Annotated in this window: 11 protein-coding genes and 1 pseudogene; 8 read left to right on the top strand and 4 right to left on the bottom strand. The window is 41.7% G+C overall.

Translation table 11 applies throughout. The features are described 5' to 3' along the window. Positions 1–234 precede the first annotated feature (234 nt). Positions 235–1,152: a LysR family transcriptional regulator gene (locus tag ACZ5B7_RS27985; protein WP_464491833.1), complete on the top strand. Its 918-nt coding sequence runs from the start codon at positions 235–237 to the stop codon at positions 1,150–1,152. A gap of 66 nt (positions 1,153–1,218) precedes the next feature. Here the strand turns inward: ACZ5B7_RS27985 and ACZ5B7_RS27990 are convergent, their stop codons facing one another. Further along, entirely contained in the window at positions 1,219–2,538 is a 1,320-nt protein-coding gene (locus tag ACZ5B7_RS27990) for an MFS transporter (protein WP_464491834.1), read from the bottom strand. Between the two features lie 39 nt (positions 2,539–2,577). Continuing rightward, on the bottom strand, positions 2,578–4,191 hold the full coding sequence (locus tag ACZ5B7_RS27995; RefSeq protein WP_464491835.1) for a long-chain fatty acid--CoA ligase: 1,614 nt from the start codon (positions 4,189–4,191) through the stop codon (positions 2,578–2,580). 459 nt (positions 4,192–4,650) lie between these two features. Between ACZ5B7_RS27995 and ACZ5B7_RS28000 the strand changes: the two genes are divergently transcribed. The 3 genes from ACZ5B7_RS28000 (at position 4,651) to ACZ5B7_RS28010 (ending at position 7,339) form a co-directional block, all read left to right on the top strand. Beyond that, positions 4,651–5,136, top strand: coding sequence for a DUF6376 family protein (locus ACZ5B7_RS28000; RefSeq protein WP_464491836.1), 486 nt, complete (start codon positions 4,651–4,653; stop codon positions 5,134–5,136). Positions 5,137–5,475: 339 nt separating this feature from the next. After that, positions 5,476–6,996, top strand: coding sequence for an acetaldehyde dehydrogenase ExaC (exaC, locus tag ACZ5B7_RS28005; RefSeq protein WP_464491837.1), 1,521 nt, complete (start codon positions 5,476–5,478; stop codon positions 6,994–6,996). 19 nt (positions 6,997–7,015) lie between these two features. After that, on the top strand, positions 7,016–7,339 hold the full coding sequence (locus tag ACZ5B7_RS28010; protein ID WP_464491838.1) for a DUF779 domain-containing protein: 324 nt from the start codon (positions 7,016–7,018) through the stop codon (positions 7,337–7,339). A gap of 231 nt (positions 7,340–7,570) precedes the next feature. Here the strand turns inward: ACZ5B7_RS28010 and ACZ5B7_RS28015 are convergent, their stop codons facing one another. Continuing rightward, positions 7,571–9,166 (bottom strand): FMN-binding glutamate synthase family protein, encoded by a 1,596-nt coding sequence (locus tag ACZ5B7_RS28015; protein ID WP_464494586.1) that lies wholly within the window; start codon positions 9,164–9,166, stop codon positions 7,571–7,573. Between the two features lie 359 nt (positions 9,167–9,525). On the opposite strand from ACZ5B7_RS28015, the gene nfsA reads away from it, so the two are divergent. The 4 genes and pseudogenes from nfsA to ACZ5B7_RS28035 form a co-directional block, all read left to right on the top strand. Further along, entirely contained in the window at positions 9,526–10,278 is a 753-nt protein-coding gene (nfsA, locus tag ACZ5B7_RS28020) for an oxygen-insensitive NADPH nitroreductase (protein WP_464491839.1), read from the top strand. Positions 10,279–10,992: 714 nt separating this feature from the next. Next, positions 10,993–11,313, top strand: a complete 321-nt coding sequence (locus tag ACZ5B7_RS28025; RefSeq protein WP_464491840.1) for a transposase — start codon at positions 10,993–10,995, stop codon at positions 11,311–11,313. Positions 11,314–11,485: 172 nt separating this feature from the next. Then, entirely contained in the window at positions 11,486–11,695 is a 210-nt protein-coding gene (locus tag ACZ5B7_RS28030; protein ID WP_464494587.1) for a transposase, read from the top strand. A gap of 12 nt (positions 11,696–11,707) precedes the next feature. Then, positions 11,708–12,199: pseudogene (locus ACZ5B7_RS28035) on the top strand (IS3 family transposase); the annotation flags it as partial. 45 nt (positions 12,200–12,244) lie between these two features. Here the strand turns inward: ACZ5B7_RS28035 and ACZ5B7_RS28040 are convergent. Beyond that, positions 12,245–13,555: a hypothetical protein gene (locus ACZ5B7_RS28040; RefSeq protein ID WP_464491841.1), complete on the bottom strand. Its 1,311-nt coding sequence runs from the start codon at positions 13,553–13,555 to the stop codon at positions 12,245–12,247. Between the last annotated feature and the right edge of the window lie 7 nt (positions 13,556–13,562).

The raw sequence follows: 13,562 nt of genomic DNA on the forward strand, positions 1-13,562 counted from the left end.
TTGCATCATCCATTTACATCATAATCGAATTTCCTTGATAAAACTGCACCTATTTATTAGTGGAGGATTGGGTGAATTATGGTTTGGACTATGTACAGAATTGAGGCACGAGAACCGTCCCCATGCTTCACCCATGTTCCACATTAATAAATTAAGCTTGTCTGTTATAATGAAATTATTACTGAAAATGAGGCATAAGAACCGTCCCCATGCCTCAAAAGGTGGCTTGATTTTATGCATATTGAACAGTTTGAGTATGTGATTGAGGTGGCGAGGAGGGGGAATATTTCGAAGGCGGCGGATCGGCTGCATGTTTCTCATTCTGCTGTTAGCCAGGCGATTTCGAGCCTTGAAGCGGAGCTTGGGATTCCTATCTTTATACGGTCACGATCTGGGAGCACGTTTACGGACAAAGGAGAAGCGGTCCTTAAATTATCCTATGAAATTATGAATAAAATCACGGAGTTAAAAGAGTTAGGCCATCATTCGAAGGAAATGCCGGGCAGCCTATCCATTTCGGCATCCGCTATTTTCTTCTCTACATTTCTACTAGAAGCTATAAAATCATTCAAATTAGAATATCCACAGATCCAAATGGAAATCGATTCAAATACGCTTGTTCCCATTATCGAAAAAGCGAAAAGTTTCCAAACGGATATTGGTTTAATAATGGGTACTGATGAAACACATAAGGAAGTATCCCGTTATATGAATGCCCGAATTATTTATACCATCAAGCTAATGGTTGCGGTTAGTAAAAACTCTCCATTAGCTAATATGGATGTGATTACACCCAAAGAGATGTTAAACTTCCCTTTAGTCATCCGGAATGAACGGCCAAACCGAAAAACATGGGAGGATCTCTTTTCTAGGTATGGCCAAGGAAACATATTATGTTATACAAACAATGATGAAGTGATGAAAAATGTGATCGCAAACGATTTAGCCATCGGCTTTTTCACTGATTTGATGAAAAAAGATCCGTTGGTTGTACGGGGCGATATTTGCTTAATCCCTTATTTTGATCCAATCGAAGTGCCAAACTACCATCTCATCTGCATCCAAGCGAAGAATAAATATTCCTCCATCGTTGAGAAGGAATTCATTAAATGTTTGCTGGAGTCCATTGAATCTTACAAATCAGAATTATAATCTTTCTTTTTTGAAAAAAAACACTCTTAGCAGCCTATTATTACCTGCTAAGAGTGTTTTTAACAATTATATAATTTGGCTAACTTCTGAAGATTCTGCTCCTTTTAATACCCTCTTTTCACTCGGTTTAAGAAGTGTTAACGCGATAATCGAAATGATACAGCAAATCGTCACATACGTTCCAATGGCAGTAGTGCTTTTGAATTTTTCCAGCAAGGCTAATGAAATCGTCGGAGCAAGACCTCCGGCAATAATGGAGGCAAACTGATAGGCAATGGACGAGCCGCTAAAGCGCAAATGCACTGGGAAAATCTCGGAAATCAGCGCTGCCTGCGGACCGTACACCACGGCCGGCCCTACACTGGCAAGCATGGTCGCCAAAATAATTAGCCCCTTTTCCTCTGTATTCACTAAATAAAAATACGGGAAAGCCATTACCAATGTCATGATCATCCCAGCAAGCGTGATATTTCTCCGGCCGATTCGATCCGATAAATGAGCGGACAAAGGAACAACGACTAAGAACACGACGGAAACAAGTAATACCGCATTCGTAATGAATTGTTTATCTAGTTTGAGATGCACGGTCGCATAGTAAATGGCAAACGTCGTATAAATGTAGAACGGCACATTGTCCGCCAGTCGCGTAAACGCCGCCAGAATAATCTCTTTAGGATATCCTTTAATGGATTCAAGCACTGGTGATTTGGCGGTGCGGTTCTCCTTTTTCATTTTTGCGAATTCTGGAGATTCCTCAATTCCAAGACGGATATATAAGCCAATAAAGACAAGAACGATACTTAAAATAAATGGAATTCTCCATCCCCATACCCCAAAGTTATCGCCGGTTAGAAAGATACATAGCGAAACAATGGATGTAGAGGCTAACATTCCGATTGGAACACCCAATTGCGTCATACTTCCCATTAAACCGCGGGATTTTTTAGAACTCCATTCAACAGAAAGGGTAACCGACCCGCCCCATTCACCGCCAACACCAATTCCTTGAAGGAACCGGAGAATAACAAGCAGGACAGCTCCATACACGCCGATGGAATCGTAGGTAGGCAATAATCCCATCACCGTACTGCTGACTCCCATTAACAATAACGAAGTGACCAAGGCCGCCTTTCTCCCGATTTTATCACCGTAGGAACTAAAGATAATCGCCCCAAGCGGACGCGCCAAAAACCCGATAAATAATGTGATGAAAGATTGCAAAACCCCCATAAAGGCAGTTGATTCTGGAAAAAATAATTTCGGAAAAACTAACGCTGCCATGGTTCCGTATAGGAAAAAGTCATACCACTCGATCGAAGTTCCTACAATACTGGCTAGTGCCACTTTTCTCATCTGCTTCTTACGTACTTTTTCAGTTACCTCCATACCCATCCCACCTCTTGTTTCGTAAATTTATGATTTTTTTCAAACTAGCTTTTCACTAAAACGCTGGCGCAAAAGATTCTTATTATACTTTCCGTTGGCATTTTTAGGGATTTCATTTGTAAAAATATATTGGTCTGGCAGCCACCATTTAGGGAACCTTGCTCCTAACCACTGGGTAAGCTCTTCTTCTAGTAAACTTGTATTTTCATCCTGCTTCAGTACAACATACGCCAACGGGCGTTCCAGCCATTTTTCGTCAGGCATCGCGACAACACATGCTTCCGCCACTTCCGGATGGGCCATTAATTCATTTTCAAGCTGAACGGAGGAAATCCACTCCCCGCCGCTTTTAATCAAATCCTTATTCCGATCGACAAGCCGAATCGCCCCTTGTTTGTTAATGGTGGCGATGTCGCCGCTCTTCCACCAGCCATTGTCAAAGGAAGAGGCAGAACGTTCATCATTCAAATATTCGCTGGCAACCCATGGGCCGCGTGCCAGAATTTCGCCCATTTCTTGGTCATCCCATAAGATTTCTTCACCGAATTCATCGACGATTTTCATTTCGATTCCAGGAATTAAGATACCCTGTCTGGTGCGATAATGAATATTTTCACTCTCTGAGTTGTTTTCCTGATCTTTTCTAAAATGCAAAAATGTAATTAGTGGGGAAGTTTCTGTTGCGCCATAGCCTTGGACGACCGGAACGCGGTGTTGATAGAGAAATTTTTCAATAATTGCCTTCGGCGGTGCTTGTCCCCCAAGGAAAAGTGCCCTTAAACTGGAAATTTGATAGGGATGCTCTTCTAAAATATTGGCCATTTCAACGCCGATGGTGACTGCTGCTGCCGTTACGATGACACTCTCGGATTCTATTAATGACAATAGCTGATGAGCATTCGGGCGAGTACCCGGCAATACTAACTTTGCGCCTGTGGCAATAGCAGCATAAGGCAGCCCCCAGGCATTTACATGGAACATGGGAACAATGGGCATGATGCAGTCTTTTTCTGAGATGGCGGTTACATCCGTATAAAGCAAGGCTGAGGTGTATAAGTATAGGCTTCTTTGCGTGTAAGTAACTCCTTTAGGAAGCCCCGTGGTAGCAGATGTAAAGCAAATGGTGGCAGGCGTATACTCGTCCAGCATGTCAAACTGGAACTCCGGTTCCGCCCGATCTAGAAGCTCTTCATAACAATAAAGCGGCGAAAGTTTTGTTTCGGTATCGGGAAGGTTCCTGCCAAGGAAGACATATGCCTCGATATTAGGCAACTGCGGCGAAATCGCTTCCACAATTGGCAATAAATCCTCATCGAAAAATAAAACCTTATCTTCGGCGTGGTTAATGGTGTAGACAATTTCGGGATTCCCGTAACGAATATTAACGGTATGCAGCGCTGCACCATAACACGGGACTCCTAAATACAGCTCCAGATGCCGATGATTATTCCAGGCCATCGAAGCAATTTTATCCCCTTTTTCAATACCTAAAGATTTTAAAACGTTGGCTAATCTCTTTACCCGTTGATAAAATTCCGCGTAATTGTAACGAAAGATCGAATCATCAGACTCTCTTGATACAATCTCTTTATCAGGAAAAAACCTAGCCGTCCTCTCCAAAAACGTCCTTAAATTCAACTGTAACGAATTCATATCCATCCCCTTTCTCCAATAATCATAAAATTTAGAATTATCTACATTATAAATTTAATCTTGATAAATAAACAGTTAACCTTACCGACATATCTGTAAGTTTAACTTACATAAAAGTGATGCATGGGGACGGTTCCTTTGCCTCAAAATGGTAGGTTTCCATACTTGCGTTGACTAGCTAGTAATCTTAAGGATGGTTTTAAGAGGAGAATCTTGCTTTTTTTATGATAAGAAAAACCCACACAAAAGCCATCCAAATGTTATCTGGATGCCTTCCCTTTTGAGTATAAGTATTATAAGGTCAAACCGTGACTAGCCTCGCCTTATTTTTCTTATGAGGTGGAAATTTTTTATACGCCATTTTCTGGCCACGTTCCTCCGGGTCTTCCTCCAATTCCCTGCACATATGATGATAATAGGTGCAGTTCAATGCCTAATTTCGAAGCGGAGGTTTTTTACATGAAAAGGTGGTTAGCGGCTTTCTTTGCTGGTCTTTTGTTGCTTTTAAGCGGTTGTTCCTTTTTGAACAGCGCATATGATACGCTTGACTATGTAAAGGACGCCAAGAACTATTTAGAAAAGGTATCGCAGTTTTCCAATGAAATCCCTCCACTTATCACACAGGCTGCTGAGAGCCAAACAGCAGCAAATGGCCTCAAAACAAAGCTCCTGCAAATGAAAAAAGAAATTGAATCCTTTAATTCCCTCAAGGTCCCGGAAACGGCGGCTGAATTTCACCAGCAAATCATCCAGCAAAATGCCCTTTTAGCTGATCAAATTGACATTTATTTAAAAAATATAACGGACGGCAAACTTGACCCTTCTCTTCTCGAAGAAGCGAACGAACTGCTGCAGCCTATAAAAGAAATCAAAAGCATTGTGGAACAGCTCCAAAAGTTAGGGGCCCAAGTACAGGAAACCCTCGGGTCGAAGAGGTCGGCCTAGAAACCCGGTCACTGTTTATATGTCTATTAAGATCACAAAAATCCAGTTGTGAAGGACGTCACTCTCAGAAATTTCTATAACGACACATCCGGAAATCAAAAAAAATCCGCCTGACCCGCCGATTAGGGCTCCATAGAGAGCTCCGATTTGTCCAACCCCTCGGAGTGTGTGATGCAAAAGAACCGTCCCCGTGCATCACCGAGCATATTTCTTGAACTCTCTTAAAAATAGGCAGAACATAAAGATAGAAAAAGCACTGATAATGATTCTCGGTAATAATAAGAGCGGTTTCATTATCGTGATTTTTCGAAACTATACTTCAAAGGGGAGAGATTCATCATGATTTATGCAAATCCTAATACTGAAGGGGCAGTTATTCATTTCAAAGAAAAATATGATAACTTTATCGGCGGCAAATGGGTTGCACCGGTAAAAGGCCAATATTTTGATAACAAGTCCCCGGTTACGGGTGAAGTTTTTACAAAAGCAGCCCGTTCTTCAGCAGAAGACATTGAACTTGCTTTGGATGCGGCCCACGCTGCAAAAGATACCTGGGCAAAAACCTCTGCAACGGAACGTGCCAGCATTCTCAATAAAATTGCTGACCGTTTAGAAGAAAACTTAGAAATGATCGCAGTGGCTGAAACGTGGGATAACGGGAAAGCCGTACGCGAAACCTTAAATGCTGATATTCCTTTGGCTATCGACCACTTCCGCTACTTCGCCGGTGCCATTCGTGCACAAGAGGGCCGTACGACTCAATTAGACAATGATACGGTCGCCTACCACTTCCACGAGCCTCTTGGTGTTGTCGGACAAATTATTCCATGGAACTTCCCGATTTTAATGGCAGCATGGAAAATTGCCCCAGCACTTGCCGCAGGTAACTGTATTGTCCTAAAACCAGCTGAACAAACTCCAGTATCCATTTTGGTAGTAGTAGAGTTAATCCAAGATCTGCTTCCTGCTGGTGTGCTCAATGTTGTCAATGGCTTCGGTATTGAAACAGGCAAACCGCTTGCCACCAATCCAAGAATTGCAAAGGTTGCCTTCACTGGTTCCACTGCTGTCGGCCGTCAAATTATGCAATATGCAACCGAAAACATTATCCCTGTCACACTCGAACTTGGCGGTAAGTCTCCAAACGTATTTTTTGAGGACGTTATGGACAAGGATGATGAATTTTTAGATAAAGCCATCGAAGGCTTTGTGATGTTCGCCTTAAACTCAGGTGAAATTTGTACATGCCCGTCCCGTGCGTTAGTCCAAGAATCAATCTATGATAAATTTATCGAACGTGCGCTGGAACGCGTAAAAGCAATCAAAGTGGGCAACCCGCTTGATACAGAGGTTATGATGGGTGCTCAAGCTTCCCAAGCACAAAAAGATAAAATCCTTTCTTATATTAAACTTGGTAAAGAAGAAGGAGCCGAACTGTTGATTGGCGGCGAAGAAAACCATCTTGGCGGCAGTCTTGAAACTGGTAACTATATTCAGCCAACTGTCTTCAAAGGAAACAACAAAATGAGGATCTTCCAAGAAGAAATCTTTGGCCCAGTGCTAGCTGTTACCACCTTCAAAGATTTCGATGAGGCAATCGAAATTGCCAACGATACCTTATATGGTTTAGGTGCCGGTGTCTGGTCACGCAGCGGTGATATTGCTTACCGTAGCGGACGGGCTATTCAAGCCGGACGTGTTTGGACCAACACGTATCACCAATATCCAGCAGGAGCTGCTTTTGGCGGTTACAAACAATCTGGTATCGGCCGTGAAAACCATGCAATGATGCTCGAACACTATCAACAAACAAAATGCTTATTAGTAAGCTATGACCGCAAAGCACAAGGCTTCTTCTAAATCGAAAGGACGAAGGAAAATGGCCGAACGCTTGGCTGTAACAGACGAAGCACTTCAATTCATCGAGTTTATGAAAAAAACTCACGGGCCGATCTTGTTTTACCAATCAAGCGGCTGCTGCGACGGTTCCGCCCCTATGTGCTATAAAGAAGGCGACTTTCGCCTAGGCGATGCTGACATTTGTATTGGCAGCATCGGAGGCGTCCCTTTCTACATGCACAAAAGCCAACACGAATATTGGCAACATACCAAACTCATCATTGACGTCGGTGACGGGCGCGGGCCGGCATTCTCGCTCGATAGTGTAGAAGATAAACATTTTATTATGCGCATAGAGATATAAATGTGATGCATGGGGACGGTTCTTTTGCCTCAAAATGGTTTGGAAAATGCATGAGTTGAACGAGATTGTTGTGCCAATAAAGGCCCGACTAGCCACTATCCGCTAGTCGGGCCTTTTCATCGGTAAAGCCTCGTATTTCGACCTTGAAATGATGCACGGGAACCGTCCCACGCACCACTCCCACACACATGGAATGATGCACGAGAACCGTCCCCATGCCTCATCCATGCCTCACCCAATCTGCTCTTCCATGTCCCTAAGAATATTCTCTAATGTAACTACGATACCCTTATCGTCCTTGTAGCAGATATGGTTTGGGCGGAAGTGGACGGGGGAGTCCAGTCCGGCCGCTGCCGCAATTCGAAACAGCCCTTGTCTTAGGGTGACGAGGTAATTGACCACCCGGTATTTCTTCTCGTCGATCACGAGGGCCTTTTGCAGGTCGGGGTCTGTGGTGGCCACTCCCACCGGACAAGCATTTGAGTGACACTTTAATGTTTGAATACAGCCGACCGTAATCATAAATCCGCGGGCAATGTTGACCAAATCCGCCCCCATCGCTATGGCAATGGCAATCCGGTCAGGCGTGAACAATTTGCCCGAGGCAATGATTTTCACGCGGTCCCGCACGCCGTATTTTTTCAAGGTTAAGTCCAATATAGGAAGGGCTGATTTTATAGGAAGGCCCACGCTGTCGATTAATTCCTGATAGGATGCGCCCGTTCCACCCTCCCCGCCATCAACGGTAATGAAATCCGGACCTTTTCCGGATTCCTTCATATATTTGGCAAGTTCCTCCGCGCTATCGGGGCTGCCGATGACAATCTTCATGCCGACCGGTTTTCCGGTATGCTCGCGAATTTTTTCAATAAAATCACACATCGACTCGATATCGCCAAATTGTTTAAAGCGATTCGGGCTGTCTACCGATTTATAGGGCTCCACCTTTCGGATGGCGGCGATTTCCGGATTGACTTTCTCCGCGTCAATATGCCCGCCGCGGGTTTTGGCCCCTTGCGCCAGCTTTATTTCAAAGGCCTTCACCTGCGGAATCTCGCTTTTCCGCTTTAATTCATCCCAGTCTATCTCCCCATTTGCGTCGCGAACCCCGAACATAGCCGGGCCAATCTGCATAATGATGTCGGCGCCGCCCTCCAAATGATACGGGGACAAGCCGCCTTCGCCGGTATTCATCCAGGTCCCCCTCGCCAGGGCCAAACCTTTAGATAATGCTGTAATGGCGTTTTTCCCCAATGCGCCGTAACTCATCGCTGACATGCCGATTAAGCTTTTGACAACGAAAGGGTGCCTGGTTTTGGGACCAATCACGACCGCATCATCATCATGCAGCAAGTTGGCCAGCGCATCGTCATCCTCCCATTTTTCCTTCCGGTCCGTAAACAGCGGGTCATTTAGCAAAATATATTTTTTCGTCGTAACCATTGTTTCCTGGTCCATTTTGATTTCTTCGTTTAGTTTCGGGAACATAGAATTGCGGACAAAAAATCCCTCTTCATCAAAATCGCGTCTCGACCCGAAGCCCACGACATCCCGCTTATACTTCGCGCTCCTGACAATGTGCTCATAATCATCCCGCGAAAAAGGCTTTCCTTCCGTATCGCTATTAAACCAATACTGCCGCATTTCTGGGCCAATTTTTTCAAAAAAATAACGAATCCGACCCAACGCGGGATAATTCCGCAAAATCGAATGCTGCTTCTGATTCCGGTCGAAAATTAACAAATATCCAATAAAAACAAACACACCAAGCAGGATAAGCGCGATAAAAACAAACTCAATAATCACTAATATATTGGCAATTTCCATCATTCCAAAGCTCCTATCAAATCTAGAATTTAATATAGACTTAATATTCGCCGGTGTTGGGAAATTTATGTAATGAGTGATACGTGGGGACGATCGTGCATCAAAAATGGATGCTGGGCAGGGAACATAGACAGTTCTTATGCACTAAAATGGTGTACTCAGCCTTGAATGGTAGAACTACTGGCTGAAATGATGCATGAGAACCGTCCCCGTGATACGAGAATCTTTCTTTTCCAATAAGTTATAATAAACTCTAGCAATGGATAGGCAAAAAAACATGGAGGCGGTTCTCTCAAGCCAAAATTTAATAAGATTGATGCACGAGAACCGTCCCTCTGCCTCAAGAAAGGAAGGTTTAGATGAAAAACACAAATTCGTTATCTGAAACTATTAATGTAATGCAAAGTCATGTCTCTGTTCGCAAGTATTTGACGGAACCGATTCCGAAAGAACATTTGTTGGAAATCCTCAGGTCGGGGACTGGTGCGGCGTCCTCGCATTTTGTCCAGGCGTATTCGATTATCCGCATCACCGACAAAGACAAAAGGGATCAAATCGCTGAACTTGCCAAAAATCCTCATATTAAAGACGCTGCAGAATTCCTGTTATTTTGCGGTGATTTAAAGCGCCTAGAAGCAGCCGGCAGAAAGCACGGGATTGTGATTGAACATGATAATCTTGAGAATTTTATCGTGGCCACTATTGATACCGCCCTTATTGCCCAAAATGTCATTACGGCTGCGGAATCACTAGGTTACGGCGGCTGCTATATCGGCGGTGTCCGGAATAATCCCGGCCCGATTAGCGAGCTTGTCGGCCTTCCAGACAAAGTATTTCCACTATTTGGACTATGCTTAGGAGTTCCTGCCGAAAGGAACGAGGTAAAACCAAGACTGCCGTTAGACGCGATTCTCCATGAAAATGTCTACAATGAGGAGAAATACAAGAGTTTACTTGATGACTATGACCAAACCATGAGCAGCTACTATCAGCTGCGTTCTACCAAAAACAAAAATACTAACTGGACCGAGTCCATGGCCCATTTTATGAAGGATAAGAGAAGATCGCACATGCGGGAGTTTATGGAAAGCAAGGGATTCCATATGGAATAAATAGAGAAACGTATCCGGCGGCAATCTAGCGCCGCTGGATATTTTTGTGAATTTTGTATATAAAATTAGCGGGCAGTCCGGGTGTTGAGAATTCGAATATCATGAATAATGTCTCTTCCCTTTTTCATCGGAGTAAAAAGAATCTTTGAAAAGGGAATTAGAAGAAAAAAACGAGGCTTGAGAACCGTCCCCATGTGCTATGTTGAGTGAGTCCATATGTTTTGAATCCAGTATTTTATACTCTCTACTAGATTCTTGGCGTCATACCTGCCAAGGTAGTCTCCCATTCCATATAGTTTATAATCATACTGATTCTGGATGTAGGTAAATTCATTTTCACCGATATTAAAACTCACATAAATCTGTTCTTCTTCAATATTTGTTTTAATAGTTTTCCCAAGAAAGGGATTATTGATTAAATATAAAAATAGAACGTCATTAAATACTATCTTTATTCACTCCTTCCTTTCCCTAGTAATTTTAGTATTCCTTAAAACTATATTTAATAATCAAATGTATTATGTATCTTGCCATAAATATCTTCTAAAACATTTAAGAGTTTCCAGGCTTTATTTACACAAAATAAAAGACAACTGATTTTCCTCAATGATATGCTCCCCCTAAAGTAGACAGATGAAAAAACAAAAATCTGTCGTTACTTTAGGGGGATTTTTATGTCAAAAAGAAGTAAATACTCTTCGGAGGAAATCCCTTATGAGTCATTCCAGAAAATTATCCTTTGAGGAGAAAGTAGAAGCCGTTCATTTATGTATCAAGAATGGGCATAACTATTCAGTTGTCATAGACAAATATCAAATTAGCTATCAACAAATATACAGTTGGACAAAAAAGTATGAAGCGGGTGGACCAAAGTCCCTACGGGACCGCCGAGGAAGAAAGAAACCTGAAGAAGAACTGTCAGAACAAGAGATATTGAGGATTAAGATTAAGGAATTAGAAGCGAAAAATTATCGATTAGAAGCCGAAAATGCTTTATTAAAAAAGTTGGAAGAAATAGAAAGAAGGCGGTATTAAGCAAGGTTCGGAATGAAGTCGCTTATTGTGCAATACGTGAATTAAATGAAAAAATGAATTACCCTATTAAGCTTCTATGTTCAATTAGCCATATCAATCGATCTTCATACTATAAATGGCAGAATCGAAAAGAAACCGATCAGGAAAGTGAAATCGAGGATTACTTAAAGAAATTAAAGCAATTTATGACAAGGTGGATGGAATTTACGGTTATAGACGTATTACGATGAATCTCAACCGGAAAATGAATAAACATTATAATGTAAAACGAATTCGTCGTTTAATGAATTTAGTTGGACTACAGTCAAAGATACGACGGAAAAAGAAATGGGATCATCGGCCTTCTGATAATAACGTAAAAGAGAATATCTTGAATCGATAATTTACAGCAGCACATCCAAACGAAAAATGGGTAACTGATATAACCGAATTGAAATATGAGAATGGGCAAAAAGCTTATTTAAGCGCTGTTTTAGACCTGTACGACAATTCTATCGTATCCTTCGTATTCGGACATCGAAATGATAATAAGCTAGTCTTTAAGACGATTAATGATGCTTTAACAAAGAATCCTTTACATGATGAGAAACTTTTAATTCACAGTGACCGTGGCTTTCAATATACATCAAACGGATTTAAGAAAATAGTTGAAGAAAATCATCTTATCCACAGTATGTCTAGAGTAGGAAAATGTATTGATAATGGATGCATGGAATCATTCTGGGGGACTTTGAAGGTAGAAAGATATTATCTTCACCGATATCAATCCTTTGAGGAACTTCAAAAGGATATAAAAGACTACATTCAGTTTTATAATCAAGATCGTTTACAAGCCAAATTTAATGGCCTTAGCCCGATAGAATATCGAACTAAGGGCATTGCCTAATTTTATTTTTTTATACTGTCTACTTGACGGGGTTCAGTTCATCTTTTATGTTTTTCTTCTATTAAAATTTCTTAACCTATAAATGAGTTTTTCAAATAATGTTTTCTTTGATTGATTCAAATTCCTATCTTCTGGTTGCCAGAAAACCTTTGTTTTATATTTTCGAGCAACTTTACTTTTTTCAGTAATAGCATACCCACGCACGTAGATGAGACGTTTAACCTGCTCGGTAAAAAGAGAAATGGTGCCGTCAATTAATGTGTTAGAAAGCATTTCATCGATGCATATGCGGATTTCATTAAATCCTGGTTTTAACACCTCTGTATCAATCTCAAGTCCATCAACATGAGAAACAATTCTTACCTGAGTCGGTACCACGAAACGAAGGATACCATTTACAGGAACACGGCTTGGCAGCATACCCAAATCTAAAGTATGAGGGTAATTCCATATGCCTTCCTCATTTGATAAGCCTGATACTGTCCCCCTGACTAATATGTTTTCAAGACCTACTTGGATTTCAGGGTCTATTTTAATGGCACAACTATCCTCCATGTTATCCGATGTATTAGATTTATCTGTCACTTCAATTCGAAGATTTTTTAATTGGACTCCATCAGAAACTATGTGCACCCCAGGTCCTCGACGAACCCAAATAGTTGCTCCTCGGCCATCGATAGTGACGGGTTTATCAATGGTTATCGGTCCTTGAAATTCGCTGGGAAACAGTTGAATCTCAGAAAAATTATTATTATCAATAACATCCTGCAAGGAAGCTATCGGATTAAAGCCCACATTTACAATAACATCCTGCTGGTCATTACCATTTAGGTTAGATAGCCAATTAGCAAGTATTTGCTGCCAGCCAGCTATGAAGTCATTGATATCCACCCACAGAGCATTTGGAATATTCTTTTTATGAAGCTTCGCTGTTTCATTGCAGGCCACAATGATAAAAGGCTCAATAATATCGGACATATTTTCTAATTTCTTAATATATTTATAGATTGGTGTACCAGAGCGCTCGTTTAAAAAAATAATTGGTTTCACCCTTTGGTGGGAACGATCCTGTAAATCCTGAATAAGCGTTCCTAACCCCGCAGCCAAATCCAGTCCTGCAGAAGGGTTTGTGGTCCATTCTAAAATCTCCAATTTATCTTCTACTCTATTAAGTGCCTTAACAATAGGGGAAGAACTTCTATCTAATCCAATTGCATATAAATTGATATATTCTTTAAAAGAAAAACCATCCAAATGAAAATACAACAATTGAATGGCTTTTTGGATATCAGGCTGAATTGAACCATCTGAAGTTTTTGAAATATCTACTAGTAAGTATATGGCAGTATGCTTCACATTCAAC

This window comes from Neobacillus sp. S1115, from assembly GCF_055385565.1.

Excerpts from the sequence above, each read along its gene's own strand:
- ACZ5B7_RS27985 (WP_464491833.1), top strand. The coding sequence starts at position 235 with ATGCATATTGAACAGTTTGAGTATGTGATTGAGGTGGCGAGGAGGGGG.
- ACZ5B7_RS27990 (WP_464491834.1), bottom strand. The coding sequence starts at position 2,538 with ATGGAGGTAACTGAAAAAGTACGTAAGAAGCAGATGAGAAAAGTGGCA.
- ACZ5B7_RS27995 (WP_464491835.1), bottom strand. The coding sequence starts at position 4,191 with ATGAATTCGTTACAGTTGAATTTAAGGACGTTTTTGGAGAGGACGGCT.
- ACZ5B7_RS28000 (WP_464491836.1), top strand. The coding sequence starts at position 4,651 with ATGAAAAGGTGGTTAGCGGCTTTCTTTGCTGGTCTTTTGTTGCTTTTA.
- exaC (WP_464491837.1), top strand. The coding sequence starts at position 5,476 with ATGATTTATGCAAATCCTAATACTGAAGGGGCAGTTATTCATTTCAAA.
- ACZ5B7_RS28010 (WP_464491838.1), top strand. The coding sequence starts at position 7,016 with ATGGCCGAACGCTTGGCTGTAACAGACGAAGCACTTCAATTCATCGAG.
- ACZ5B7_RS28015 (WP_464494586.1), bottom strand. The coding sequence starts at position 9,166 with ATGGAAATTGCCAATATATTAGTGATTATTGAGTTTGTTTTTATCGCG.
- nfsA (WP_464491839.1), top strand. The coding sequence starts at position 9,526 with ATGAAAAACACAAATTCGTTATCTGAAACTATTAATGTAATGCAAAGT.
- ACZ5B7_RS28025 (WP_464491840.1), top strand. The coding sequence starts at position 10,993 with ATGAGTCATTCCAGAAAATTATCCTTTGAGGAGAAAGTAGAAGCCGTT.